Below are 23,271 nucleotides of genomic sequence, written 5' to 3'. Positions count from 1 at the left end.
GTGCGTTTTTGCGCGACGATCGAACAAATAAGGCGGCCCTTTCGGCAAGGGCCGCCCGAATCGTTGTCCAGTCTGGGCGGCCGGTATCAGCCACCACCGGTTCCCGTCTGGATGACGGTCTGCGCAGAGGGATGGCGCCATCCGGCGCTTTCCACATACTCGCGGAAGATCACCTCGGCATATTTGCCGTTCAGCACCGAGGGATGGTTCTTCACGAAGCCGGAAACTTCGGTCACCGTGCGGCGGTTCCGCTCTTCGGGGGCCTGTGTAAAGACCAGGGGCTGCGTTTCGCCGAACGAAACGACCGCCTCAAGCCGCGAGCGCGAGATCCCCAGGCTGGACAGATAGCTGACGACAGCCTGCGCGCGGCGCAGGCCGAGCGACTTGTTGTAGCCAGCCGAGCCGACAAGGTCGGTATGCCCATAGACGCGGAAGCGTACTTCAGGGAACTGGCGGATCCAGTCGGCCTGCTGACGCAGCGCCATCTGCGCCGTACCGTCCAGCACGGCCGAGTTGAAGGCAAAGTTCACCGTGTTGGGAACATCACCGGCGAAGCGCTGCGTCAGGCTGATCGCATAGTCCCGATCGCCGCTCTGGATCAGCGTGTTGTTCATCGTCGCGTTGCCGAAGCCGCCGGTGTCGATCTCGCTTCCCGCTTCCGCGAAAAAGCCCTTCTTCATCGGCTCGCATCCCGCAAGCGCCAAGACGGCCGCTGTCAGCATCAAGCCGCGCATTCCAAGCCCCTGACCGTTCATGTTCTTACTCCATCACATAGCCGTAGGAGCCGGAGAAGTCCTGCTTGGCAACTTCCGCGGCGGCGCCGGTTCTTGGGCGGTTGCTGCCGCCGGCCGTCTTGCCGAACAGGAACAGTTCGGCTTCGGTCGGCGGGCGCACCCGGTCGGTTGGCAGGGCCAGGGCCTCGCCACGCGTCGGCGAGACCAGATGCGGCGTGACGATAATCACCAGCTCGGACTGCTGGCGCGCGTAATCCGCCGAGCGGAACAGCGCACCAAGCACCGGAACGTCGCCCAGCCATGGCACCTGAGAGTTCAGGTCGTTGAAGTTGTCCTGCAGCAGCCCCGCAATCGCGAAGCTTTCGCCGTCACGCATCTCGACCGTGGTCTGGGTTTCGCGGCGCTTGAATGCATTGACCGAGAAGCCACCGGTTTGAAGCGTCAGCGTTGTGTCGATTTCCGAAACCGCGGCGGTGATTGCAAGGTTGATCAGGTCTCCGTCCACGACGCGGGGGACGAAGGTCATCTCTACACCGAACGGCTTGTAGTCGATGGTGATACCGTCGTCTTCGACGACCGGGATCGGGTATTCGCCGCCGGCAAGGAATTTCGCTTCCTGCCCGGAAAGGGCGGTCAGGTTCGGTTCGGCAAGGGTGCGCACGACGCCCTTTTGTTCCAGCGCTTCAAGCAGCACCGCGAATTCCAGGTTGCCTGCCGTAAATCCGACCCCCAAGGCGCCGGTCGATGTGTTCTTGACCGGGAAGGTGCCGTTGTCGAAGGCGCTGGAAAGCGCGCCGTTCGAGGTAAAGTTGCCGGTGCCTGTTGCCAGGCCCACATCCCCGGTCACGCCGCGCACGCCAAGGGAAGAGGACAGGTTTTTGGAAACCGACCGCTGCATCTCGGCAAAGCGAACTTTCAGCATGACCTGCTGCGTGCCGCCCACGGTCATCAGGTTCGAGACCCGGTCGGGCGCGTAACGCTGGGCCAGATCGAGCGCGCGGTCCAGCTTGGCCGTCGAAGAGACCGTGCCGGAAAGCACAAGGCCGTCATTGGCGGTGCGAACCTCGATCGTCTCGCCCGGAAGGATCTGGCGCAGGCGTTCCTTGAATTCGCCGACATCGGGGGTCACCTGGACCTCGACATTGGTGATCAGCTTGCCGTCGGGGGCAAGGATCGTCATCGTGGTCCGCCCCGGCACCTTGCCCAGAACATAGATCGTGCGATCCGAAAGGGTGGTGATATCCGCGATGCCCGGGTTCGCGATGGAAAGCTCCGCAAAGGGTTGGTCGCTTTCAACGACCACGGCGCGGTTCATCGGAACGTTGAGCGGACTGGATGCGGATCCAGACATCACGCGAAGGGTTTCGGCCGCCACCGGGCCGAAACTTCCAATGGCAAATGCCGTGCCGACACATCCCGCCAGCAAAAGGGACTTGAAATTCATGTGATCCTGCCTCTCCGATCACGCCACGCTACGGGTCTTGTGCCCGCTTGGAGGACTTACTGCCCATTGTTTTTCGCACCATGCGCGAATTGACGAATTTTTGCAACAATCAAGCGCTTGTTACACTCAGTTCATGTGGATAACTTGCAACAGGAGCACTTTTCGCACCTTTGCCACATGAAAAAGAACGCGCCCGTCCCGGTGGTGCGGAACGGGCGCTTGGGACGCTTCCTTCACTCAGTTCGTGCAGGGGATCTCGACCTCGACCACGTCGCCGCCCTTGCGGGTACGGATCGTGCAGACCTTCGCAGCCTCGACCTCGATGACTTCCTTGGCCTGGATACCCAACAGCCTGTCTCGGTCGATTTCGATCGCTCCAATTTCGGCGGTGTCCTGGCTGCCAACAAGCGACAGCGTCAGTCGGCCGGTGTTCTGTGCCAGCGTCAGCGCCGCGACCTGTTCGGGCGATACTTCCGCCGTGACGGTACGCGCGATGCGGGTCTCTTCCGAGCGATCCGCATCGGCGCTCTGGTCGATGGCGATCAGCTTCAGGTTGGTGTCTAGCAGCTTCGTGACGGCCTTGCCGCCGGCTTCACCGGACCAGTAGACGTCGACTCGGTCACCCGGACGCAGGAAGCCGGAGACTGCCGAAGCCACGTCGACGTTGATCGTGAACGCGCGCATGTTGGAGGAAAGGTTTGCCATGATGCCGGCATCGACTCCGGGCTTCGTGACTTTGCCTTCGAGGATCGGCTCGAACACCTCGACCGAGCGCAACGCGGCGCGTGGGCGGGTTTCACCTTCGAAAAATACCGAGCGGGGCGCCTTGGGGTCGCCCTGCGGGCCGGTGATCACCTGGAACGCGCCTTCGGGAACCTTGCCCGCCTGGACCTTGATGACCTCAAGGTCGGCTATCGTGAAACGCTCGCCGTATTTGAGGCGTTTCTTCGAGACGACGACATCGACCAGGCGCGGGGCGTTGGCCTGTGAGGCGCGCAGATAATCCCGCTCGGCCTGTGCACGGGCGATGGTGTCCTGCGCCATGTAAACGGCCACCCCCGCAAGGGCGACGCCAAGTAGCAGAACAAGTCCGACGACCATACGCATCACTAATCCTTCCTTCTACCCTTGGGACCTTGGCGCCAATGGCGGCCACTGGTCCGATCGTGTTCGTTTGCCGGATAAAAGTGGCAAGACCGTGGCATTGCCAAGCTTTATTGCAACAATCGAGGGGCCGCAGGTCCGCACTGATTAAAACCGTCAGGCGGCCTCAGAACGTGCTGAGCACTTTCTGAGAGCCGACAAAGCTCGCAATATCGTTCGTGGTTTCTTCCGAGGCGCTCCAGATGACAGCGCCGACGATCATTCCCAAGGCGACGATCGACGCGGTCAGCACCACCCAATCCACGGTAACCGCGCCATCCTCACAGCTCCACATCGGGTGCAGGATCGCTTTGACAAGCTTCATAACTATGCCTTTCAAGGTGATTTCCCCCGGGCACCCCACCGGATTCGATCTGATTGCGCCCTCACGATGAGGGCCAAACGGGGCGGAATTCGGGCAAGAAATGGAATTGTTTCAGTTGTTTGCGCCTGGCCCGGTCACGGTGCCGGAATGATCTTGTGGAAAAGGGCCACGCGCAGCGTTGCGCGTGGCCCTTGCTCGGTGGGGCGTTGGCCCGTCCGGATTATTCGAATTCGGTCTTGACCGAAGCCGAGGACAGGTAGTTCGCGATGTTGGTCGAGAGCGTACCGGTTTCTTTGCGGATGAGGGTCAGCGCGGCGGCGCCCAGGCCGACGACGGCGGCGGTCAGCACGACCCAGTCCACGGTCACAGCGCCGTCTTCTTCGTTGCGGATCTTCTTGGTGAGTTTGAACAGTTTCATCTGGTTGCTCCGATCTGGTCTCTGGTTGCACGATCCGCGCCGACCTTGCTTGCTGGTGTCTTCGTCGCGGCATGTAGGTGTTTTCCCCCCGAATCGTGGCTTGAATTGGGCGGTCCAGCGACGTTTTCGGATCGAAACACTTTTTTAAGGAAGCAATCGTCATGGGTTGTTTCCGGATCGAGAACGGCCGAAACCGCCCGACATGCGCAGGCCCTGTGCGCAAAAGCAAAGGGCCACGCGCAGCGTTGCGCGTGGCCCTTGCTCGGTGGGGCGTTGGCCCGTCCGGATTATTCGAATTCGGTCTTGACCGAAGCCGAGGACAGGTAGTTCGCGATGTTGGTCGAGAGCGTACCGGTTTCTTTGCGGATGAGGGTCAGCGCGGCGGCGCCCAGGCCGACGACGGCGGCGGTCAGCACGACCCAGTCCACGGTCACAGCGCCGTCTTCTTCGTTGCGGATCTTCTTGGTGAGTTTGAACAGTTTCATCTGGTTACTCCAATCTGGTCTCTGGTTGCACGATCCGCGCCCAGATCCCCGGCCCTTGCTTGTTGGCCTCTCCGTCGCGGTATGTAGATGTTTTCCCCCCGAATCGTGGCTTGAATTGGGCGGAGCAGCGACGTTTTCACGAAAGCTCGGATTTTTTTGTGTTAAATTTGTAATATATTGAAATACAACAATTAAAAATTCTCTGGCGGGCGGGAAAACCGTATTCTCCCTGTTGCGGAAAGGTCGAATCGTGCCCGAAATACCACTCTGAAGGGTGGTTTTTCTGGATTTTGTCCGCCGGTTTGCCGATAAAAAACAAAAGGGCGAAGACCCGAGGCAGAGCAGAAAAGACGCACAATGCGCATAGTCAAGGCAGGATCAATAGCGATCTTGGCGGCATGTATCGCCATGCAGGCGGGGGCAGAGCTTTCCTCGCCGCCGGCGGGGGGCATTCAGGCCAAGCGCGTCGGCGTGCCCAAACCGGGCACCAAGCGGTTCCTTACCATCCAGATCGACCCGGAAGAACAGCGCCGCGCCCTTGCCGCGGCGGCGGCCAAGCCCTTCGTGCCGGTGACGCGCGCGCCCGACGCGCCCGCAACCTCCGGGGCGCCGGGGGTATATGACTGGTATTGGGATGCCGTTTCACCCACGCTGAATGACAAGGCCGGGCGCTTCTCGAAGGCGATCGCGGCGCTTTCCCAGGGGCCGGGGGGGAAATCGGTCGCCTCGCCGCGCCTGTCGCATCTGCAAAAGATCGCAGAGATGCATGGCGCCGACATCCTGTCCGCCACGATCGGCACCGAAGTCTCGCCCGCCCTTGTGCTTGCGGTGATCGGGATCGAAAGCGGCGGCAGGGTCGATGCGGTGTCTTCGGCCGGCGCGGTCGGGCTGATGCAGCTGATTCCCGCCACGGCTGCGCGGTTCAACGTGTCCGACAGCGCGGACCCGGTGCAGAACATCAAGGGCGGCGTGGCCTATCTTGACTGGCTGATGAAGGAATTCGACCGCGATCCCCTGATGGTCATCGCGGCCTACAATTCGGGCGAGAACGCGGTGAAGAAGAATGGCGGGGTGCCGCCCTTCGCCGAGACGCGCGGTTACGTTCCCAAGGTTCTGGCGGCCTGGACGGTGGCGCGCGGCCTGTGCCGGACCCCGCCCGAACTGGTGACGGACGGCTGCGTCTTTGCCGTGAAGGGATAGCCATGGGCGAACTGAAGCCTCTTGTTCTGGATGTCGACGGCACCTTTCTGCGCACCGATCTGACGCTCGAATCCTTCTGGGCGGCCCTGGCGCGCGATCCACTGGCCACGCTGGGGTGCCTTGCCAGGGGGCTGCGCGACCGCACCGGGCTGAAGGCGGAACTGGGCCGGATCGCGCAGTTGCGGCTTGATCTTCTGCCGGTGAACCCAGAAGTGGCCGAACTGGCCTTGAAATCCCAGACCGCGGGGCGCGAGGTCATCTTTGCTTCGGACGCGGATGCCGCGATGGTGGCCGGGCTGGCCGGGCATTACGGCATGTCGGAGCGGATGTTCCTGTCCGAGAACGGTAAGGCGCGGGCCGGCGCGCTGGTGCACGATCTGGGCAAGCGCGGCTTTGACTATGCCGGCAGCCACAAGGCGGACCTTGCCGTCTGGGAGCAGGCCGAGAATGCACTTGTGCTGGGCGATGTGGCCGGGGCAAGCCGCCTGGCAGAGCAGGGGCGCAACGTCGTCCAGCTTGGCGGCGGCTGGCCGTGGCGCGCCCTTTGGAAGGCGCTGCGCCCGCATCAATGGGTGAAGAACATCCTGCTGCTGCTGCCGATGATCGCGGCGCATCGCTTCGACGTGGCGACGCTGGTGCCGATCCTGTTCGGCATCGTGGCGTTTTCGGCGGCGGCCTCGTCGATCTATATCATCAACGATCTTCTCGACCTCGAGGCCGACCGGCTGCACCCGACCAAGAACCGCCGCCCCTTCGCCAGCGGCGCGGCGCCGATCAGGGCGGGCATGCTGGCCTTCCTTGTGCTGGTCGTCATGGCGCTTGGCATCGCCGCCGCGCTCAATGCCGCCTTCTTCGGGATCGTGGCGCTCTACATGCTGACCTCGCTGGCCTATTCGCTGAAGCTCAAGCGGATGCGATGGGTGGATATCGCAACGCTGGCGGCGCTTTACACGATCAGGGTGGTTGCCGGCGCGGCCGCGGGCGCGGTTTCCGTCTCGGTCTACATGCTGATCTTCATCTTCCCGGTCTTCGTGGCGCTTGGCTGCGTCAAACGCCTGACCGAGCTGACGCTGGCCAGCTCGGACGAGCGGTTGCCGGGCCGGGGCTACGGGCGCGCGGATCGGGGCGATCTTCTCAATGTCGCGGGGCTTGGGGTGTTCGGGGCGCTGCTGATCTTCTTCCTCTACTCCATCTCGGAGCAGGGACGAGAGCTTTATCCCGACACATGGCTCATGTGGGTGGCGCTGATCCCGATCGGATGGTGGCTGGTGCGTATGGTGATGCTGGGCTGGTTCGGCAAGCAGGATTACGACCCGATCGTCTTTGCGCTGCGCGACAAGTTCGGGCTGGGGCTGCTGATGATCACGCTCAGCCTGATGTTCTGGGCGGCGGGACTTTGGGCGCAGTGGTTCGGCGGATGACCCGCGGCGCGCCGGGGCGCGGCCGCGAGGCCGCTGTCAGATCTTCATCTTCTTGAAGATCGGTTCGGGGATCGAGCGGATGATCAGCATGATGTAGCGCCAGAAGAACGGCGTGTAGATCGTGTTGCGCCGCTTGCGCACGGCGGACAGGATGTCATCGGCCACCGCCTCGGGCGAGGCGACGAGGAACAGCCCCGGCAGGCCCCATGTCATCGCGGTATCGACGAAGCCGGGCTTCACCGTCACCACATGCCCGCCGGCCCGCGTCAGGCGGTTGCGCAGGCCCGACAGATAGGTCGCAAAGCCCGCCTTCGCGGCGCCATAGACATAGTTTCCAAGCCGCCCGCGATCCCCCGCGACCGAGCCCACCCCTACAACCGTGCCGCCGCCGCGCGCCTCGAGAAGGGGGGTAAGGCGTTGCAGGAAATCGGCGGGGCCCGTGAAGCTGTCGGCCATCACGCCGCCGATCAGCAGCGGGTCGGCGTCGATGGCCGATTGCTCGGGCATCGAGCCCACGAAGACCGCGGCGTTCAGCTCGCCCTCTTCGCGCTCCAGCCGGTCGATCAGGGCGGCATTGCCCTGCGGCTTGCGGGCATCGAAGCTCAGCGCCTCGGACAGGCGCGCGCCGCGCAGGCGGCAATCGGCGGCAAGCGCCTCAAGCTCTTTCATGTCGCGCCCGGCCAGCAGAACGCCCGCCCCCTGCGCGGCAAGCTTGCGCGCGAAGGCCCGCGCCATGGACGAGGTCGCGCCCAGAATGATCCATGTCGTGTTCATTGCGCGGTCCTCAGGTTCAGGCGGCGCACCAGATCGGTTTCCAGCGCTGCGTCGGGATCGGCCTTGGCCACCTCGGCCTGCCAGTCGGAAAGTTCGGGATACATGGCGCGGATATCCTCGCCGCGCGCAAGGCTGTCCTTGGCGAAGTAAAGCCGCCCCGCGGCATCGGCGGTCAGCCGCTCCAGATGCCGGATCAGCGCGCGCGCGCCCTGCCGGTTGGGGAAATCGACGGCCAGGGTGTAGCCCTCCATCGGGAAGGACAGATGGCCCGCGCGCCCCGGCCCCATGCGCTTGAGCACCGCAAGCGGCGAGGCCAAGCCCGAGCCCGCGATCTCGTCAAGCATGGCGCGCAGTTCGGATGCGGCGGCAAGCGGCACGACGCACTGGAACTGATGAAAGCCGCGCTTGCCGTAAAGGCGGTTCCAGTCATGGATCTTGTCGAGCGGGAAGAAGAAATCCCCGATCGGCTTGACCAGGGTGCGCCCGCGGGCGGGCACCCGGCGATAATAGGCCGCGTTGAAGGCCCGCACGATGGGCGAGGACAGCGCGAAATTGGGCGCGTCGAACGGCACCTTGCGGAATTTCAGCCGTTTCCTGACCAGCCCGGCGCCGGTTTCGCCCTCTTCGACGATGCCGCGGCCCAGATGCCGGCCGGTCGCGGTGGCATCGATCCAGCCGACCGTATAGCTCGCCTCCGAGGCGTCGAGCAGGGCGATATGCTCGTCCCAGTTTTCGGCGCGGCGTTCGGTCACCATCATCACATCGCCCTTGCACGCGATAAGCTGCAAGGTGGCGCGGGTGATGATGCCGGTCTGGCCCAACCCGCCGACCGTGGCCCTGAACAGCGGCGTTCCGGGCTTGACCCGCACCTCGCGCCCCTGTTGCAGCAGGCTCAGCGCGGTGACGTGCTGGCCGAAGGACCCGACATGATGGTGGTTCTTGCCGTGCACATCCTGCGCGATGCAGCCGCCGACCGTGGCAAAGCCGGTGCCGGGCATCACGGCGGGCAGCCAGCCCTGCGGTGCGAAGGCCTCGGCGATCTCTCCGATGCGGGCGCCGGCCTCGACCTCAAGAAGGCCGGTCTCCGGGTCGAAGGACAACAGCCGGTCAAGCCGCGTCATGTCGATCGCGCGGCCGCCATTGTTCAGCGCGGCATCGCCATAGCTGCGGCGCATGCCGATGGCGGGGGCCGCGGCCTCGGCCGACAGCTGGCGCAGGGTGCCCTGGCGCTCGGGGCGGGCCAGTTCGCCCGCCGCTTTCAGCGCGCGCCCCCAGCCTGCGTATTCAGTGGTTTTCCAGTTCATGCGAGACCTTCAAGAGACTTGCGTTCTGCAAAGGGAAAGACGGCAAGGCCGATCGCGATGGCGAACCACAGCGTCGTCAGGCGGATCACCGCCGTGGCCGGCACCGAAACCTCAAGCGGCACCCCGTCCAGCGAAAGAAGCGCGACCATCGCGGCCTCGGCCCCGCCCAGACCGCCGGGCGCCCCGGTCAGCCCGCCGGCCAGCGTCGAGAAGACGAAGATCGCCACGGCCTTCCACAGCCCGATATCGGCCCCAAGCCAGACCAGGAGCAGGTGGAAGGCATAGCCCTCGGCCATCCAGCCGATCAGGCCAAGGCCCAGCACGGCCAGCATCGTGGGGCCATGCGAAAAGCGTTGCAGCAGGCGCGCGGCGCCCCGCGCGCGGCCGAACAGGCGCTTGAAGCGGCCCGTGGCGCGGTAGCTGAGCGTGATGACGGCCGACAGAAGGCGCGGCCGGGTGACGACGACCGCCGCCCCAAGCGCCAGAAGCGTGACTGGAAGCGCCCCCGCGATCCCCCCCGCCGCAAGCGAGACCGCAAGCCCGAGGATCATCGCCATCGCCGCCAGATCGCCTGCGCGATCCATCAGCACCAGCGGGGCCGTGCGTTCCACCGCCCAGCCGGTCTCGCGCCGCAACCAGCGCATGCGCACCAACTCGCCCACGCGGCCGGGGGTCACGCTCATGGCGAAGCCGCCCAGATAGTGGCGCATGTTCTGCAAAAATGCCGTCGGCAGGCCAAGGCGCCCGGCCAGCATGTGCCAACGCCAGGAACGCAGCAGGTAATTCACCAGCGAAAGCGCCAGCAGCCCGCCGATCTGGATCAGCGACAGCCGCGACAGTTGCGCCCATGTTTCCTCCCAGCCGGTGGCCGAGGCAAGCCCGATCAGCCCGGCACCGACCAGCGCCAGCAGGCCAAGCACGAACAGCCGGTCGCGCAGGCGGCGGCGGGCAGGGGGGCTGGAGGGCACATTCATACTCATCATCGGCCGGGGTGTAGCGCCCGAATGGGGCAGCAATGTGAAGCCGTTTCAATCCGGAAGGCAGCCCGGAAAACACATGTCGCGGCCCCGTCAGGGGCCGCGGCGGCAGCTTGGGCTGCGATCAGTCGACGATCGTCGCCTCGGTCGCGGCGCGCAACTCGGCCTCGGTCACGCCATCGGCCACCTCGACGATCTTCAGGCCGCCCGGCACCACGTCCAGAACGCCCAGATTGGTGATGATGCGGTCGACCACGCCCTTGCCGGTCAGCGGCAGGGTGCATTCGTGCAGCACCTTGGATTCGCCGGCCTTGTTGGTGTGATCCATCACCACCACCACGCGCTTGACGCCGGCGACAAGGTCCATCGCGCCGCCCATGCCCTTGACCAGCTTGCCCGGGATCATCCAGTTCGCCAGATCGCCGTTTTCGGCCACTTCCATCGCGCCCAGGATCGCCATGGCGATCTTGCCGCCGCGGATCATGGCAAAGCTGGTGGCACTGTCGAAATAGGCCGAATGGGGCAGCTCGGTGATGGTCTGCTTGCCGGCATTGATCAGATCGGCATCGACCTGATCCTCGGTCGGGAAGGGGCCGATGCCCAGCATGCCGTTTTCCGATTGCAGGGTGACGCTCATCCCTTCGGGGATGAAATTCGCCACGAGGGTGGGAATGCCGATGCCCAGATTGACATACATTCCGTCCTTGAGTTCCTTGGCCGCACGGGCGGCCATCTGATTACGGTCCCAGGGCATGTCTCAGGCCTCCCGCGTGGTGCGTTGTTCGATGCGTTTCTCGTGCTGGCCCTGGATCAGGCGGTGCACATAGATCCCCGGCAGGTGGATGCAATCGGGATCGAGGCTGCCGACGGGGACGATCTCTTCGACCTCGGCCACGCAGACCCGCCCGCAGGTCGCCGCGGGAACGTTGAAATTGCGCGCCGTCTTGCGGAAGACGAGGTTGCCGCTGGTGTCGGCCTTCCAGGCCTTCACGATCGCCAGATCCATCACGAGGCCGGTTTCAAGAATATAGGTCTCGCCGTTGAAATCCTTGTGGTCCTTGCCGTCCGCGATGACCGTGCCGACGCCCGTCTTGGTGTAAAAGCCCGGAATGCCCGCGCCGCCCGCGCGCATCCGTTCGGCCAGCGTGCCCTGGGGGTTGAATTCCAGCTCCAGCTCGCCCGACAGATACTGGCGCATGAATTCCGCGTTCTCGCCGACATAGGAAGAGATCATCTTCTTGATCTGCTTGGTCTTCAGCAGAACGCCCAGGCCGAAATCGTCCACGCCGCAGTTGTTCGAGGCGATCGTGATGTCCCTGGTGCCGGCCTGCTTGATCGCCTCGATCAAAAGCTCGGGTATGCCGCAAAGGCCAAAGCCCCCGGCGGCCATGGTCATGCCATCGTGCAGCAGGCCGTCAAGGGCCTCGGCCGCAGTCGCACGGATCTTGTTCATGGATCGCTCCCCCACTTGCTGTCGAGGAGGATTTGTGACCTGCCCGCGCGGCCAAGTCAATCGCCGCGCCGCAGCGCGGGGGCTGTTCGCGCAAACAGTCCCCCCTGCCGGTGTCTTGTGGCGCTCAGTCCGTGCCGGAGGCCTTTTTTGCCGCCGTTTTCCTTGCCGCGGGCTTTTTCGCAGGGGCCTTCTTGGCCGGCGCCTTTGCCGCCGCCTTCTTGCGCGGGGCGGCCTTCTTGCCCCCTTTCGCGGCCTTGGCGGCAAGCAGCGGCAGGGCCGCGTCCAGCGTCACGGCCTCGGGGTCAAGGTCCTTGGGAAGCGTCGCGTTGATCTTGCCCCATTTGACATAGGGGCCATAGCGCCCCGGCATCACCTGCACCGGACCGCCATCGGGATGCTCGCCCAGGTCCTTGAGCGGTTGCGCGGCCGCCCCCCGGCCGGGGCCGCGCGCGGCCTTCTGGGCCAGCACCTCGACCGCGCGGTTCATGCCGATGGTGAAGACCTCTTCGGCATCGGGCAGGTTTGCGTAGACGCGCCCGTGCTTCACATAGGGGCCATAGCGTCCGATCGCGGCCTCGACCATCTCGCCATCCTCGGGATGGGGGCCGATCTCGCGCGGCAGGTGCAGCAGCTTCAGCGCGCGCTCAAGGTCCATGCTTTCGGGCGACCAGCCCTTGGGAAGCGAGGCGCGGGGCGGCTTGGGGGCCTCTTCGCTCGGCTCGCCTTTCTGGACATAGGGGCCGAAACGGCCGATCCTCAGGGTGATGTCCTGCCCGTCTTCCTGGCCCAGAACCGTGCCGTCCAGCGCCTGCGCCGCCTCGTCGCCGTCGGGGGCCGAAAGCGGGCGGGTATAGCGGCATTCGGGATAGTTCGAGCAGCCGATGAAGGCCCCGCCCGAACGCGCCGTCTTTAGGTTCAGCCGCCCCGCCCCGCAGACCGGGCAGACCCGCGGATCGCCCCCGTCGGCGCGCGGCGGATAAAGATGCGGGGCCAGCACCTCGTCGATCTTCTCAAGCACCTCGCCGATCCGCAGATCGGCCGTTTCGCCAAGCGCGGCCGAGAAATCGCGCCAGAAACGGGCGAGAACGTCCTTGTAGTCACGATCCCCGGCCGAGATGTCGTCAAGCTGGTCCTCAAGGTCGGCGGTGAAATCATATTCCACATAGCGGCGGAAATAATTGCTCAGGAAGGCCGTCACCAGCCGCCCGGTATCTTCCGGCATCAGCCGGTTCTTGTCCTTGCGAACATAGCCGCGGTCCTGGATCGTCGTCACGATCGAGGCATAGGTCGAGGGCCGCCCGATGCCCAGCTCTTCCATGCGCTTGACCAGCGTGGCCTCGGTATAGCGCGGGGGCGGCTGGGTGAAATGCTGCTCGGGCACGATGGCGCGCTTGTCGGCGGCCTCGCCCTGCATGATCTGCGGCAGGCGCGCGCCGTCCTCGCCCTCGTCGTCGTCGCGGCCCTGGTCGTAGATCTTGAGGAAGCCGTCGAAGGTCACCACCTGGCCGGTGGCGCGCAGCTCGACCTGCCCGTCATCCGAGCCGATATCGACCACCGTGCGCTCCATCACCGCAGCGGCCATCTGGCTGGCCAGCGTGCGTTTCCAGATCAGATCGTAAAGCTTGCGCTGATCATCGGCGAGCTTGAGCCGCTCGGGCGACTGGGCCATGTCGGTCGGACGGATGCATTCATGCGCTTCCTGCGCGTTCTTGGCCTTGTTCTTGTACATGCGCGGGCTGGCGGGGACGTAATTGTCGCCGAAGCGGCGCTTGATCTCGTCACGCGCGGCCATCACGGCCTCGGGGGCCATGTCGATGCCGTCGGTCCGCATATAGGTGATGTAGCCCGCCTCATACAGCCGCTGCGCGGTCGACATGCAGGCCTTGGCGCCCATGCCGAACTTGCGGCTGGCCTCCTGTTGCAGGGTCGAGGTCATGAAGGGCGGGTAGGGGTTGCGGGTTGCAGGCTTCGCCTCTACCGACCTGACGGTCATCGCGCGCGAGGTGACGGCCTGCACCGCAAGCTCGGCCGCCGTTTCGTTGGCCAGATCGAACTTTTCCAGCTTCTTGCCGCCCAGAACCGTCAGGCGCGCGGTATATTCCTGGCCCCGCGGCGTCACGAGGGTGGCCGTCACCGTCCAGTATTCGCGCGCCTTGAAGGCCTCGATCTCCATCTCGCGCTCGACGATCAGGCGCAGGCAGACCGACTGCACCCGCCCGGCCGATTTCGCGCCTGGAAGCTTGCGCCACAGAACCGGCGACAGGTTGAACCCCACCAGGTAATCCAGCGCGCGGCGCGCCAGATAGGCCTCGACCAGCGCCGTGTCGACCTGCCGGGGATGTTTCATCGCCTCGAGGATCGCGGGCTTGGTGATCGCGTTGAAGGTGACGCGGCTGACCTTCTTCTGCTTGAGCTTGGCGGCAAGCGCCTCTTGCAGGTGCCACGAGATCGCCTCGCCCTCGCGGTCGGGGTCGGTGGCAAGGATCAGCTCGTCATCGCTTTTGAGCGCATCCGTGATGGCGCGGATATGTTTCTTGCTGTCGCTCGCCACTTCCCATTTCATGGCGAATTCCGCATCGGGATCGACCGAGCCATCCTTGGGCGGCAGGTCGCGCACATGCCCGAAAGACGCCAGAACCGTGTAACCCGACCCCAGATATTTGTTGATCGTCTTGGCCTTGGCGGGCGATTCGACAACGACTACGGCCATACGGTCCTCTTTCATCACTCGTGCAGTGCGCTTTGGGCGCGGAACATGTGGGGCATGACAGGGGAATGTCAATGCGGCATGGCAAAGGGGCGGGGCCACCGGCGGAGATCGGGCGCTTGGGATGCGCAGGGCGGGCAGGGGGCCGGCGGTCCGGGGATTCGGGGGGCGGGCGGCGTTCGGGGCCTGCGGGCAACGGGCCCGCCGCTGCATGCAAGGCGCCCGAACGGGGCCCTGCGCCGCGGGCCGATCTGCGGGATGCCACGCGGCCCCGTGCCGCATGGATGCCGGGCGCGCCGGGCCTTGCCGTCTAGCCGACCGCAAGCGCGATCATGCCCCCCGGCTGGCGCTGCACGATGCCGTCGAATTCCAGTGCCAGCAGCACCGGGGCCAGCCGCGCGGGCGTGGTGCGAAGATCGCGGATCAACTGATCCTCGGCCACGGGGCTTGGACCCAGACGGTCGAGAATCCCTGTGCGCAGCGCGTCGGGGGGAAGGGTGGGGGCGGGCGGCGCGGCCGCGGGCTGCGCTGCGCGTGGGGCGGCGGGCTGGCGCCGGGGGCGTTCCGGCGCTGCGATGCCCTCGGTGATGCCCTCTGTGCCAAGCGCGCTCAGGATGTCGTCGATGCCGCGCACCAGCACGGCCCCGTCGCGGATCAGCGCGTTGCAGCCCGCGGCCCGTGCATCCAGCGGATGGCCCGGCACGGACAACACCTCGCGCCCCTGATCAAGGGCGATGCGGGCCGTGATCAGGCTGCCCGAGCCCGCCGCGGCCTCGACCACAACGACGGCGCGGGCAAGCCCCGCGATCAGCCGGTTGCGCAACGGAAAATGCCGGGCCTGCGGCTGGCAGCCCATGGGTTGTTCCGACAAGAGCAGCCCGCCTTGCGCGATATCGGCGGCAAGCCCCGCATTTTCGGACGGGTAGATCACATCGACCCCCCCGGCCAGGGCCGCGATCGTGCCGCCTTCAAGGGCGGCCTTGTGGGCCGCCGTGTCGATCCCGCGCGCAAGCCCCGAAACCACCACGAACCCTGCCGCCGCCATGTCCTGCGCCAACCGCCGCGCCATGCGCAGCCCAAGCGACGAGGCATTGCGCGCCCCCACAAGCGCGATCATCGGCCGCGCCGCAAGGCCCGGATCGCCAAGCGTCCACAAAAGGGGCGGCGCATCCGAAATCCCGGCCAGGGCCGCCGGATAGGCCGGCGTTCCAAAGCGCAGAAGCCGCGCGCCCGCCCGCCGCGCGGCCTTCATCTCGACCATCGCCACGCCTTCGGGGCAGGGGGTGTAGTCCCTGACGCCGGAGGCCCGCGCGATTTCGGGCAGCGCCGCAAGCGCGGCGCGCGCCGATCCGTATTCTCCGATCAGGCGGTGATAGGTGGCCGGCCCCACCCGGCGCGAGCGAATGAGGCGAAGAACCGACAGGTCGTCTTCTTCCGGGGTGTGTGGGGTGTCGGGGATTGGGTAAGAAAACAGGTCTGCTTTCATCCGGTCCTCCGCCTCAGTCGCCCGTCCTCTCTAGCGCCCGCATCGTTAACAAGAGGTTTAGATTTCCCCGCTTCCGAAAAGTTTTCCCAAAATCCGATCGAATCCCGCCCTGTCAGGCGGCAGATCCGCCCACCGTCAGCCCGCCGATCATCAGCGTGGGCTGCCCCACGCCCACGGGCACCCATTGCCCGGCCTTGCCGCAATTCCCGATGCCCGGATCAAGCGCCATGTCGTTGCCGATCGCGCGGATCTGGCGCATGGCGGTGGGGCCGTCGCCGATCAGCGTGGCGCCCTTGACCGGGGCGCCCACGACGCCGTTTCTCACCCGATAGGCCTCGGTGCAGGAAAAGACGAACTTGCCGTTGGTGATGTCCACCTGACCGCCGCCGAAGCCGACCGCATAGATCCCGTCCTTCAGATCCGCCAGAATCGCGCCCGGATCGGCATCGCCGCCCAGCATGTAGGTGTTGGTCATGCGCGGCATCGGGATATGGGCATAGCTTTCGCGCCGCCCGTTTCCGGTGGGGGCCACGCCCATCAGGCGCGCGTTCTGGCGGTCCTGCATGAAGCCGACAAGGATGCCGTCCTCGATCAGCACGTTGCGCCCCGAGGGCGTGCCCTCGTCATCGACCGAGATCGAGCCGCGCCGGTCGGGGATCGTGCCATCGTCCAGAACGGTGACGCCGCGCGCGGCCACCTGCTGGCCCATCAGCCCCGCGAAGGCCGAGGTTTTCTTGCGGTTGAAATCCCCCTCGAGCCCGTGGCCCACCGCCTCGTGCAGCAGCACGCCCGGCCAGCCCGGCCCCAGAACCACATCCATCCGGCCTGCGGGCGCGGGCTCGGCGCGCAGGTTCACCAGCGCGATTCGCAGCGCCTCCTGCGTGACGCCCTTCCAATGCGCGGGGTCCAGCAGCCCGGCAAGGCCGTGCCGCCCGCCGCCGCCATGCCCGCCCGATTCGCGCCGGCCGTTCTCTTCCACGATCACCGAGACATTGAGCCGCGCCATCGGCCGGATGTCCGAGACCAGCCCGCCTTCGGGGCGCAGGATGAACACCTCTTGCAGGCTGGCCGCCATCGAGGCCGAAACCTGAACCACCCGCGGATCAAGCGCGCGGGCATAGGCGTCGATCTCGCGCAGGATATCGAGCTTTCCCGCGAAAGGCGCATCCGCCATCGGATCGGCATCGCCATAAAGATGACGGTTGGTCCCGGCGGGCGGCGGCGCCAGAACGCCCCCGCCATCGCCCACCGCAAGGCGCGCGGTTTCGGCCGCGCGGCGCAGCGCGGCCTCGGAAATCTCGGTCGAATGGGCATAGCCCGCGACCTCGCCCTTCACCGCGCGCAGCCCCAGCCCTTCCGAGGCGTCGTAGCTGGCCGTCTTCACCCGGCCGTCGTCGAAGACCAGCGCCTCCGAGCGGCGCCGTTCCAGGAACAGCTCGCCATCCTCGGCGCCATCGGTCGCATCGCGCAGGATGCGCAGCGCGCCGTCCTGATCCAGCATCGTCTCGAAGGGGGCGAAACGTTCGGCAGTCATGCGAGAGTTCCTTATGTCATTGATCTGGATCAAAAGCGGCGAGGCGCCGCAGCTTTTGCTTGTCGCTCGGCTACTAATATGATTTTAAAATGGGCGCATACAACCGGGCAGGGCGAAGGGACGCGCCAGGCCCGGTGCAGCGGCAGGGAGAGCCGCGTAAGGGAACGGGAAAATACTATGCGTTTTGCGACCATTCGCTACGGCCTTGCGGCCGCAATCACCTCGACCATTCTTTCCGGGGCGGTCCATGCCCAGGACATGATCACGGGGCTGCCGGTGATCGGCAAGCCGCATGACAAGGGCGTCAACTTCCAGCCGGCCGCAAGCGAGCTGGCCCATGACCAGCAATGGCTGGACGGTATGGTGCTTTACATCATCACCGCGATCACCATCTTCGTCGTCGGCCTGCTGATCTTTGCGATCCTGCGTTTCAACCGCCGCGTGAACCCGACCCCGGCCCGTTTCACTCACAACACCCCGCTCGAGATCGCCTGGACCCTGATCCCGATCATGATCCTGATCGTCATCGGGGCGTTTTCGCTGCCCACGCTGTGGAAGCAGCAGGAAATCCCGCAGGCCGACATCACCATCAAGGCGACCGGCTACCAGTGGTATTGGGGCTACGAATATCCCGACGAAGGCGTTGCCTTCGACGCGCTTCTGCTTCCGAAAGAGGATCTGGCCGCACATGGCTATGCCGAGGACGAATATCTTCTTGCGGCCGACAATGCCGTGGTGGTGCCGGTCAACAAGACCATCGTGGTGCAGGTCACCGCGGCCGACGTGATCCATTCCTGGACGATCCCCGCCTTCGCCGTGAAGCAGGACGGCGTGCCGGGCCGCATCGCGCAGCTGTGGTTCAACGCCGACAAGGAAGGCGTCTATTTCGGCCAGTGCTCTGAGCTTTGCGGCCAGGCGCATGCCTATATGCCGATCGTCGTCAAGGTCGTCTCGGAAGAGGTCTATGCCGACTGGCTGGCCCGCGCAAAGAACGATTTCGCGGCGGTCGAGGGGGATACGCCGTCCGTCAAGGTCGCGTCGAAGTGATGGCGCGCGGCGCACCCTGGACGGTGCGCCCTGCGTTGCCCGAAGGGAGGGCGGCATGAGCGATATTGGACTTCTCGACCGCGGAGGCGAGGCGCAATTCGGCGATTATGTCGCGCTGTTGAAGCCGCGCGTGATGTCGCTTGTGGTCTTCACCGCGCTGGTCGGCCTGCTGGTCGCGCCCGTTCCGGTGCATCCCTTCGTCACCTTCTCGGCGGTTCTCTTCATCGCGCTTGGCGGCGGGGCCTCGGGCGCGCTGAACATGTGGTATGACGCCGATATCGACCGCGTGATGCGCCGCACGCAGGGCCGCCCGATCCCGGCGGGCCGTATCACCGAAGGCGAGGCGCTTGGCTTCGGCCTTGCCCTTGCGGGGATCTCGTGCCTGATGCTGGCGCTTGCGGCGAATGTGTTCGCAGGCCTTTTCCTGGCCTTCACGATCTTTTTCTACGCCGTGGTCTATACGGTCTGGCTGAAACGCTCGACCCCGCAGAACATCGTGATCGGCGGGGCGGCGGGGGCCTTCCCCCCGATGATCGGCTGGGCCGTGGCAACGGGCGGGATCAGCGTCGAATCGGTGGCGATGTTCCTCATCATCTTCCTGTGGACGCCGCCGCATTTCTGGTCGCTCGCGTTGTTCATGAAAGAGGATTACTCCAAGGCCGGCGTGCCGATGCTGACGGTGACGCATGGCCGCAAGGTGACGCGCAGCCATATCTTCGCCTACACGCTGATCCTGGCGCCCGTGGCGGTGGGCACGGCCTTCACCGCGATCGGCGGGCCGGTCTATCTGGCCGCTTCGCTGGTGCTGAACGCGCTGTTCATCCGCGGCGCATGGCGTATCCGCGCCCGTGACGAGGCGGCGGCCGAGGCAGACGGATACCGTGCCGAGAAGGCCCTGTTCCGGTTCTCGCTGCTTTACCTTTTCGCCCATTTCACGGCGCTGCTGGCTGAATCGGCGCTGCGGGCCTTTGGTCTTGGGGGCTGGTAGGATGGCGATCACGCGCGACAGCGACCTGCATCACCGCCGTTTCGGCCGCAACCTGGGCCTTGGGCTTGTCCTTGTGGCCTTTGCCGTGCTGGTTTTCGGGCTGACCATCGTCAAGGTCCAGAGCGGCCACTCGATGGAGGCGTTCGACCACCAGCCCCGCGTATCGCTGACCCCCGCGACCGAGCCGGTGAACCGCCCCGCGGCCCCCGTGATCGCGCCGGGCGCACCGATCGCGCAAGAGGCGTCGCAATGAGCGCCCAATCCAACAATCGCGTCGCGTTCCGCCTTCTGGGCCTTGTGGTGGTGATGGGGGCCCTCGCCTGGGCGGCGGTGCCGTTCTACGACTGGTTCTGCCGCGTCACCGGATATGGAGGCACCACGAATGTCGCCGAGGCCGGGTCCGACGTGATCCTGGACGAAATGGTGACCGTGCGCTTCGATGCCAACGTGGCCAAGGACATGCCCTGGCAGTTCAAGCCGATGCAGCGCGAGATGACGCTGCGCATCGGCGAAACCGGGCTTGCCTTCTACGAGGCCTACAACCCCTCGGATCGCGTCGTCGCCGGAACCGCAAGCTACAACGTGGCCCCCGATATCGCGGGCTATTACTTCGACAAGATCCAGTGCTTTTGCTTCACCGAGCAGGTGTTGCAACCCGGCGAGCGGGTCGAGATGCCCGTGTCCTTCTATGTCGACCCCGAACTGGTCAAGGACCGCGATGCCGGCGGCATCCGCTACATCACGCTGTCCTATACCTTCTATGAAACCGAATTGCCCGAACAGCAGGCGGCTCTGGCGCCCGCTGTGAAGGCGACCGTCAACTGAGGCCCAACAGGAAACCGAAATGGCGCACGCGAAAAACCACGATTATCACATCCTCCCGCCCTCGATCTGGCCGCTGCTCAGCGCGCTGGGGGCTTTTGTCATGCTGTTCGGCGCGGTCATGTGGATGGGCGATGTGACGCCCTGGATCTTCTTCATCGGTCTGGCGCTGGTGCTTTACTGCATGTTCGGCTGGTGGTCCGATGTCGTGCACGAGGGGCAGACCGGCGATCATACCCCGGTGGTCCGCATCGGCTTGCGCTACGGCTTCATCCTGTTCATCATGTCCGAGGTGATGTTCTTCTCGGCCTGGTTCTGGAGCTTCTTCAAGCACGCCATGTATCCGATGACCGAGGGTTCGCCCCTGATCGACGGGGTCTGGCCGCCCGCGGGGATCGAGACTTTCGACCCTTGGCACCTGCCGCTGATCAACACGCTGATCCTGTTGCTGTCGGGCGTCACGCTGACCTGGGCGCACCACGCGCTGGTGCACGAGAACAACCGCCGGGATGTCATCAACGGGCTGATCCTGACGGTCATTCTGGGCGCCTGCTTCACCGCGCTTCAGGCCTATGAATACAGCCACGCCGCCTTCGGCTTCGCCGGAAACATCTATGGCGCCAACTTCTTCATGGCGACGGGCTTCCACGGCTTCCACGTCATCGTCGGCACGATCTTCCTGCTGGTCTGCCTGATTCGCGTCCTGAAGGGGCATTTCACGCCCGAGCAGCATGTCGGCTTCGAGGCGGCGGCCTGGTATTGGCACTTCGTCGATGTGGTCTGGCTGTTCCTCTTCGCTTCGATCTATATCTGGGGCAGCGCCTAAGCGCCTCCAGCCATCGCAATGCGCTTGCGCGGGGGGCGACCCCCGCGCTTTTCGTTACGAGGACCCGCATGCGCCGTTACATCTTTCCGCTTCTGCTTGGCCTTGTCGGGGTGGCGATCCTTCTCAGCCTCGGGTTCTGGCAGTTGCGGCGGCTGGACTGGAAAGAGGCGATGCTGGCCGAAATCACCGCCCAGATCGGTGGCCCCACGCAGGAGCTTTCGCCAAGGGGCACGCCGACGGCCCCGCTGAAATACACCCCCGTCATCCTGGCCGGGGCCAGCACGGGCGAGGATGTCCTGGTCCTGTCGGGGCAGAAGGGTGTGGGCGCCGGCTATCAGGTGATCTCGGCCTTCGAGACGGGCGAGGGGCGGCGCGTCCTGGTGGATCTGGGCTTTCTGCCCGAGGCGCGAAAGAACGACCCGCGCCCCGCCGCGCCGATGATCGTGCAGGGCAACCTGCACTGGCCCGACGAGGCCGACAGCTACACCCCCGCCCCCGATCCCGCCGCGCGGCTGTGGTTCGCGCGCGACGTGCCCTCGATCGCCGAATTCCTGAAGACCGAGCCGGTGCTGGTCGTGGCCGCGCGGGTCGAGGGGGCATTGCCCGGTATCGCGCCCCAGCCGATCACCGTGACCGGAATCCCGAACGATCACCTGAATTACGCAATCACATGGTTTTCGCTGGCTGCGGTATGGTCGGGGATGACAGCGTTCCTTCTGTGGCGTATCAGGCGGAAGGAAATCTGAAAGGCGGTTTGATGCGCTATATCTCTACCCGCGGGCAGGCACCGGTTCTGAATTTCGGCGAGGCGATGCTGACCGGCCTTGCCCGTGATGGCGGGCTTTATGTGCCCGAGACGGTTCCGGCCTTCACCGCCGAAGAGATCGCGGCCCTTGCCGGGCTTTCCTATGAAGAGGTGGCCTTTCGCGTGATGAGGCCCTTCGTGGGCGACACCTTCACCGAGGCCGAGTTGCAGGGCGCCATCGCGCGCGCCTATGCGGGCTTTGCCCATGTCGCGCGCGCGCCCCTGGTGCAGCTTGCGCCGGGCCATTTCCTGCTGGAGCTGTTCCACGGCCCGACGCTGGCCTTCAAGGATTTCGCCATGCAGGTGATCGGTCAGCTGTTCCAGATCGCGCTTGCGAAGGAAGGGCGGCGCATCACCATCGTGGGCGCGACCTCGGGCGATACCGGATCGGCCGCGATCGAGGCATTCAGGGGGCTCGACAATGTGGATGTGTTCATCCTCTTTCCGCATGGGCGGGTGTCCGAGGTGCAGCGCCGCCAGATGACGACGCCGGCCGAGGAGAACGTCCACGCCCTTGCCCTCGATGGCGATTTCGACGATTGCCAGGCGCGGCTGAAAGACATGTTCAACCATTTCGCGTTCCGCGACGAGGTGGGCCTTGCCGGTGTGAACAGCATCAACTGGGCACGGGTGCTGGCGCAGGTCGTTTATTACTTCACCGCCGCGGTCAGCCTTGGCGCCCCCGCGCGCAAGATCGACTTCACCGTGCCCACGGGCAATTTCGGAGACATCTTCGCAGGGTTCATCGCGCGCCAGATGGGCCTGCCGATCGGGCAGCTGGTGATCGCCACGAACCAGAACGACATCCTGCACCGCTGCCTGACCTCCGGCCGCTATGAGATGGGCGGTGTGACCCCCTCGATCAGCCCTTCGATGGATATCCAGATCAGCTCGAATTTCGAACGCGCGCTGTTCTGGGCCTATGACCGGGATGGCGCTGCGGTGGCACAGCTGATGGACGAGATGAAGGCCAATGGCGGCTTTTCGGTCAGCCAGGGCGCGCTTCAGGCCCTGCGCGAAATCTACGCCTCGGGGCGCGTCTCGGAGGAAGAGACCAGCGCGACGATTGCCGAAGAGCGCATCCGTTCGGGCGAGCTGCTGTGCCCGCATTCGGCGGTGGGCGTGCGCGTGGGCCATGCGCATCTGCGCCCGCCCGTGCCCATGGTCACGCTGGCCACGGCGCATCCCGCGAAATTTCCCGATGCGGTCGAGGCGGCAACCGGGATCCGCCCGCCCCTGCCTGCCCGTATGGCCGATCTTTTCAACCGGCCCGAACGCGTGACCCGCGTGCCCAACGATCTGGCCGCGCTGGAAACCCTGATCCTTGAAAGGCGCCGCAATTGATCGAACTGACCACGCTTCCCAATGGCCTGCGCAT

The 23,271-nt window shown here is 65.3% G+C and carries 23 protein-coding genes; 9 read left to right on the top strand and 14 right to left on the bottom strand.

The genetic code is table 11. The features are described 5' to 3' along the window. Positions 1-86: 86 nt before the first annotated feature. From AC4PTO_RS14620 to AC4PTO_RS14595, 6 genes are all read right to left on the bottom strand, one after another. Entirely contained in the window at positions 87-734 is a 648-nt protein-coding gene (locus tag AC4PTO_RS14620; protein WP_492729674.1) for an OmpA family protein, read from the bottom strand. 25 nt (positions 735-759) lie between these two features. Continuing rightward, complete coding sequence (locus AC4PTO_RS14615; protein ID WP_492729672.1) at positions 760-2,178, bottom strand: type II and III secretion system protein family protein; 1,419 nt, start codon at positions 2,176-2,178, stop codon at positions 760-762. Positions 2,179-2,415: 237 nt separating this feature from the next. Continuing rightward, positions 2,416-3,285 carry a Flp pilus assembly protein CpaB gene (gene cpaB / locus AC4PTO_RS14610; protein ID WP_492729670.1) on the bottom strand — a complete coding sequence of 290 codons (870 nt, stop codon included), beginning with the start codon at positions 3,283-3,285 and terminating at the stop codon, positions 2,416-2,418. 163 nt (positions 3,286-3,448) lie between these two features. Further along, positions 3,449-3,646: a hypothetical protein gene (locus tag AC4PTO_RS14605; protein ID WP_492729668.1), complete on the bottom strand. Its 198-nt coding sequence runs from the start codon at positions 3,644-3,646 to the stop codon at positions 3,449-3,451. A gap of 220 nt (positions 3,647-3,866) precedes the next feature. Then, positions 3,867-4,064, bottom strand: a complete 198-nt coding sequence (locus tag AC4PTO_RS14600; protein WP_492729667.1) for a hypothetical protein — start codon at positions 4,062-4,064, stop codon at positions 3,867-3,869. Between the two features lie 287 nt (positions 4,065-4,351). Then, on the bottom strand, positions 4,352-4,549 hold the full coding sequence (locus tag AC4PTO_RS14595; protein WP_492729667.1) for a hypothetical protein: 198 nt from the start codon (positions 4,547-4,549) through the stop codon (positions 4,352-4,354). Positions 4,550-4,957: 408 nt separating this feature from the next. Here AC4PTO_RS14595 and AC4PTO_RS14590 point away from each other — a divergent pair, with 408 nt between their 5' ends. Continuing rightward, a complete protein-coding gene (locus AC4PTO_RS14590) occupies positions 4,958-5,749 on the top strand; it encodes a lytic transglycosylase domain-containing protein (RefSeq protein WP_492733641.1) in 792 nt (263 codons plus the stop codon). Between the two features lie 2 nt (positions 5,750-5,751). Beyond that, positions 5,752-7,170, top strand: a complete 1,419-nt coding sequence (locus AC4PTO_RS14585; RefSeq protein WP_492729665.1) for a UbiA family prenyltransferase — start codon at positions 5,752-5,754, stop codon at positions 7,168-7,170. A 36-nt stretch (positions 7,171-7,206) separates the two neighbouring features. Here the strand turns inward: AC4PTO_RS14585 and AC4PTO_RS14580 are convergent, their stop codons facing one another. The 8 genes from AC4PTO_RS14580 to tldD form a co-directional block, all read right to left on the bottom strand. Beyond that, positions 7,207-7,944, bottom strand: a complete 738-nt coding sequence (locus AC4PTO_RS14580) for an SDR family NAD(P)-dependent oxidoreductase (RefSeq protein WP_492729663.1) — start codon at positions 7,942-7,944, stop codon at positions 7,207-7,209. Continuing rightward, entirely contained in the window at positions 7,941-9,248 is a 1,308-nt protein-coding gene (locus AC4PTO_RS14575) for an FAD-binding oxidoreductase (protein WP_492729661.1), read from the bottom strand. The genes AC4PTO_RS14580 and AC4PTO_RS14575 overlap by 4 nt, the downstream gene beginning before the upstream one ends. Further along, positions 9,245-10,231: a lysylphosphatidylglycerol synthase transmembrane domain-containing protein gene (locus AC4PTO_RS14570; protein WP_492729659.1), complete on the bottom strand. Its 987-nt coding sequence runs from the start codon at positions 10,229-10,231 to the stop codon at positions 9,245-9,247. The genes AC4PTO_RS14575 and AC4PTO_RS14570 overlap by 4 nt, the downstream gene beginning before the upstream one ends. Positions 10,232-10,349: 118 nt before the next feature. Beyond that, positions 10,350-10,979, bottom strand: a complete 630-nt coding sequence (locus tag AC4PTO_RS14565; RefSeq protein WP_492729657.1) for a 3-oxoacid CoA-transferase subunit B — start codon at positions 10,977-10,979, stop codon at positions 10,350-10,352. A 3-nt stretch (positions 10,980-10,982) separates the two neighbouring features. Beyond that, a complete protein-coding gene (locus AC4PTO_RS14560; protein WP_492729656.1) occupies positions 10,983-11,678 on the bottom strand; it encodes a CoA transferase subunit A in 696 nt (231 codons plus the stop codon). Between the two features lie 124 nt (positions 11,679-11,802). Continuing rightward, positions 11,803-14,388, bottom strand: a complete 2,586-nt coding sequence (gene topA / locus AC4PTO_RS14555; protein WP_492729655.1) for a type I DNA topoisomerase — start codon at positions 14,386-14,388, stop codon at positions 11,803-11,805. 307 nt (positions 14,389-14,695) lie between these two features. Then, on the bottom strand, positions 14,696-15,871 hold the full coding sequence (gene dprA, locus AC4PTO_RS14550) for a DNA-processing protein DprA (protein ID WP_492729653.1): 1,176 nt from the start codon (positions 15,869-15,871) through the stop codon (positions 14,696-14,698). 112 nt (positions 15,872-15,983) lie between these two features. Then, positions 15,984-17,405: a metalloprotease TldD gene (gene tldD / locus AC4PTO_RS14545; RefSeq protein ID WP_492729651.1), complete on the bottom strand. Its 1,422-nt coding sequence runs from the start codon at positions 17,403-17,405 to the stop codon at positions 15,984-15,986. A 177-nt stretch (positions 17,406-17,582) separates the two neighbouring features. Between tldD and coxB the strand changes: the two genes are divergently transcribed. The 7 genes from coxB to thrC all read left to right on the top strand — a co-directional run bounded on the left by coxB (position 17,583) and on the right by thrC (position 23,237). Next, the gene (gene coxB / locus AC4PTO_RS14540) at positions 17,583-18,452 is read left to right on the top strand and encodes a cytochrome c oxidase subunit II (protein ID WP_492729650.1); all 870 of its coding nucleotides are present in this window, start codon (positions 17,583-17,585) and stop codon (positions 18,450-18,452) included. Between the two features lie 55 nt (positions 18,453-18,507). Then, complete coding sequence (gene cyoE / locus AC4PTO_RS14535) at positions 18,508-19,440, top strand: heme o synthase (protein WP_492729649.1); 933 nt, start codon at positions 18,508-18,510, stop codon at positions 19,438-19,440. Between the two features lies 1 nt (position 19,441). Further along, a complete protein-coding gene (locus AC4PTO_RS14530) occupies positions 19,442-19,693 on the top strand; it encodes a cytochrome c oxidase system small membrane protein (RefSeq protein ID WP_492729647.1) in 252 nt (83 codons plus the stop codon). Continuing rightward, positions 19,690-20,265: a cytochrome c oxidase assembly protein gene (locus tag AC4PTO_RS14525; protein WP_492729645.1), complete on the top strand. Its 576-nt coding sequence runs from the start codon at positions 19,690-19,692 to the stop codon at positions 20,263-20,265. The genes AC4PTO_RS14530 and AC4PTO_RS14525 overlap by 4 nt, the downstream gene beginning before the upstream one ends. 19 nt (positions 20,266-20,284) lie before the next feature. Then, complete coding sequence (locus AC4PTO_RS14520) at positions 20,285-21,088, top strand: cytochrome c oxidase subunit 3 (RefSeq protein WP_492729643.1); 804 nt, start codon at positions 20,285-20,287, stop codon at positions 21,086-21,088. A gap of 68 nt (positions 21,089-21,156) precedes the next feature. Next, the gene (locus AC4PTO_RS14515) at positions 21,157-21,834 is read left to right on the top strand and encodes an SURF1 family protein (protein WP_492729642.1); all 678 of its coding nucleotides are present in this window, start codon (positions 21,157-21,159) and stop codon (positions 21,832-21,834) included. An 11-nt stretch (positions 21,835-21,845) separates the two neighbouring features. Next, on the top strand, positions 21,846-23,237 hold the full coding sequence (gene thrC, locus AC4PTO_RS14510) for a threonine synthase (RefSeq protein ID WP_492729640.1): 1,392 nt from the start codon (positions 21,846-21,848) through the stop codon (positions 23,235-23,237). Positions 23,238-23,271: the final 34 nt, after the last annotated feature.

This window comes from Rhodobacter maritimus (assembly GCF_058747975.1).
This window is presented reverse-complemented; position numbering and strand designations above follow the sequence as displayed.

Coding starts and splice junctions, on each gene's coding strand:
- AC4PTO_RS14620 (WP_492729674.1), bottom strand. CDS start 734: ATGCGCGGCTTGATGCTGACAGCGGCCGTCTTGGCGCTTGCGGGATGC.
- AC4PTO_RS14615 (WP_492729672.1), bottom strand. CDS start 2,178: ATGAATTTCAAGTCCCTTTTGCTGGCGGGATGTGTCGGCACGGCATTT.
- cpaB (WP_492729670.1), bottom strand. CDS start 3,285: ATGCGTATGGTCGTCGGACTTGTTCTGCTACTTGGCGTCGCCCTTGCG.
- AC4PTO_RS14605 (WP_492729668.1), bottom strand. CDS start 3,646: ATGAAGCTTGTCAAAGCGATCCTGCACCCGATGTGGAGCTGTGAGGAT.
- AC4PTO_RS14600 (WP_492729667.1), bottom strand. CDS start 4,064: ATGAAACTGTTCAAACTCACCAAGAAGATCCGCAACGAAGAAGACGGC.
- AC4PTO_RS14595 (WP_492729667.1), bottom strand. CDS start 4,549: ATGAAACTGTTCAAACTCACCAAGAAGATCCGCAACGAAGAAGACGGC.
- AC4PTO_RS14590 (WP_492733641.1), top strand. CDS start 4,958: ATGCAGGCGGGGGCAGAGCTTTCCTCGCCGCCGGCGGGGGGCATTCAG.
- AC4PTO_RS14585 (WP_492729665.1), top strand. CDS start 5,752: ATGGGCGAACTGAAGCCTCTTGTTCTGGATGTCGACGGCACCTTTCTG.
- AC4PTO_RS14580 (WP_492729663.1), bottom strand. CDS start 7,944: ATGAACACGACATGGATCATTCTGGGCGCGACCTCGTCCATGGCGCGG.
- AC4PTO_RS14575 (WP_492729661.1), bottom strand. CDS start 9,248: ATGAACTGGAAAACCACTGAATACGCAGGCTGGGGGCGCGCGCTGAAA.
- AC4PTO_RS14570 (WP_492729659.1), bottom strand. CDS start 10,231: ATGATGAGTATGAATGTGCCCTCCAGCCCCCCTGCCCGCCGCCGCCTG.
- AC4PTO_RS14565 (WP_492729657.1), bottom strand. CDS start 10,979: ATGCCCTGGGACCGTAATCAGATGGCCGCCCGTGCGGCCAAGGAACTC.
- AC4PTO_RS14560 (WP_492729656.1), bottom strand. CDS start 11,678: ATGAACAAGATCCGTGCGACTGCGGCCGAGGCCCTTGACGGCCTGCTG.
- topA (WP_492729655.1), bottom strand. CDS start 14,388: ATGGCCGTAGTCGTTGTCGAATCGCCCGCCAAGGCCAAGACGATCAAC.
- dprA (WP_492729653.1), bottom strand. CDS start 15,871: ATGAAAGCAGACCTGTTTTCTTACCCAATCCCCGACACCCCACACACC.
- tldD (WP_492729651.1), bottom strand. CDS start 17,405: ATGACTGCCGAACGTTTCGCCCCCTTCGAGACGATGCTGGATCAGGAC.
- coxB (WP_492729650.1), top strand. CDS start 17,583: ATGCGTTTTGCGACCATTCGCTACGGCCTTGCGGCCGCAATCACCTCG.
- cyoE (WP_492729649.1), top strand. CDS start 18,508: ATGAGCGATATTGGACTTCTCGACCGCGGAGGCGAGGCGCAATTCGGC.
- AC4PTO_RS14530 (WP_492729647.1), top strand. CDS start 19,442: ATGGCGATCACGCGCGACAGCGACCTGCATCACCGCCGTTTCGGCCGC.
- AC4PTO_RS14525 (WP_492729645.1), top strand. CDS start 19,690: ATGAGCGCCCAATCCAACAATCGCGTCGCGTTCCGCCTTCTGGGCCTT.
- AC4PTO_RS14520 (WP_492729643.1), top strand. CDS start 20,285: ATGGCGCACGCGAAAAACCACGATTATCACATCCTCCCGCCCTCGATC.
- AC4PTO_RS14515 (WP_492729642.1), top strand. CDS start 21,157: ATGCGCCGTTACATCTTTCCGCTTCTGCTTGGCCTTGTCGGGGTGGCG.
- thrC (WP_492729640.1), top strand. CDS start 21,846: ATGCGCTATATCTCTACCCGCGGGCAGGCACCGGTTCTGAATTTCGGC.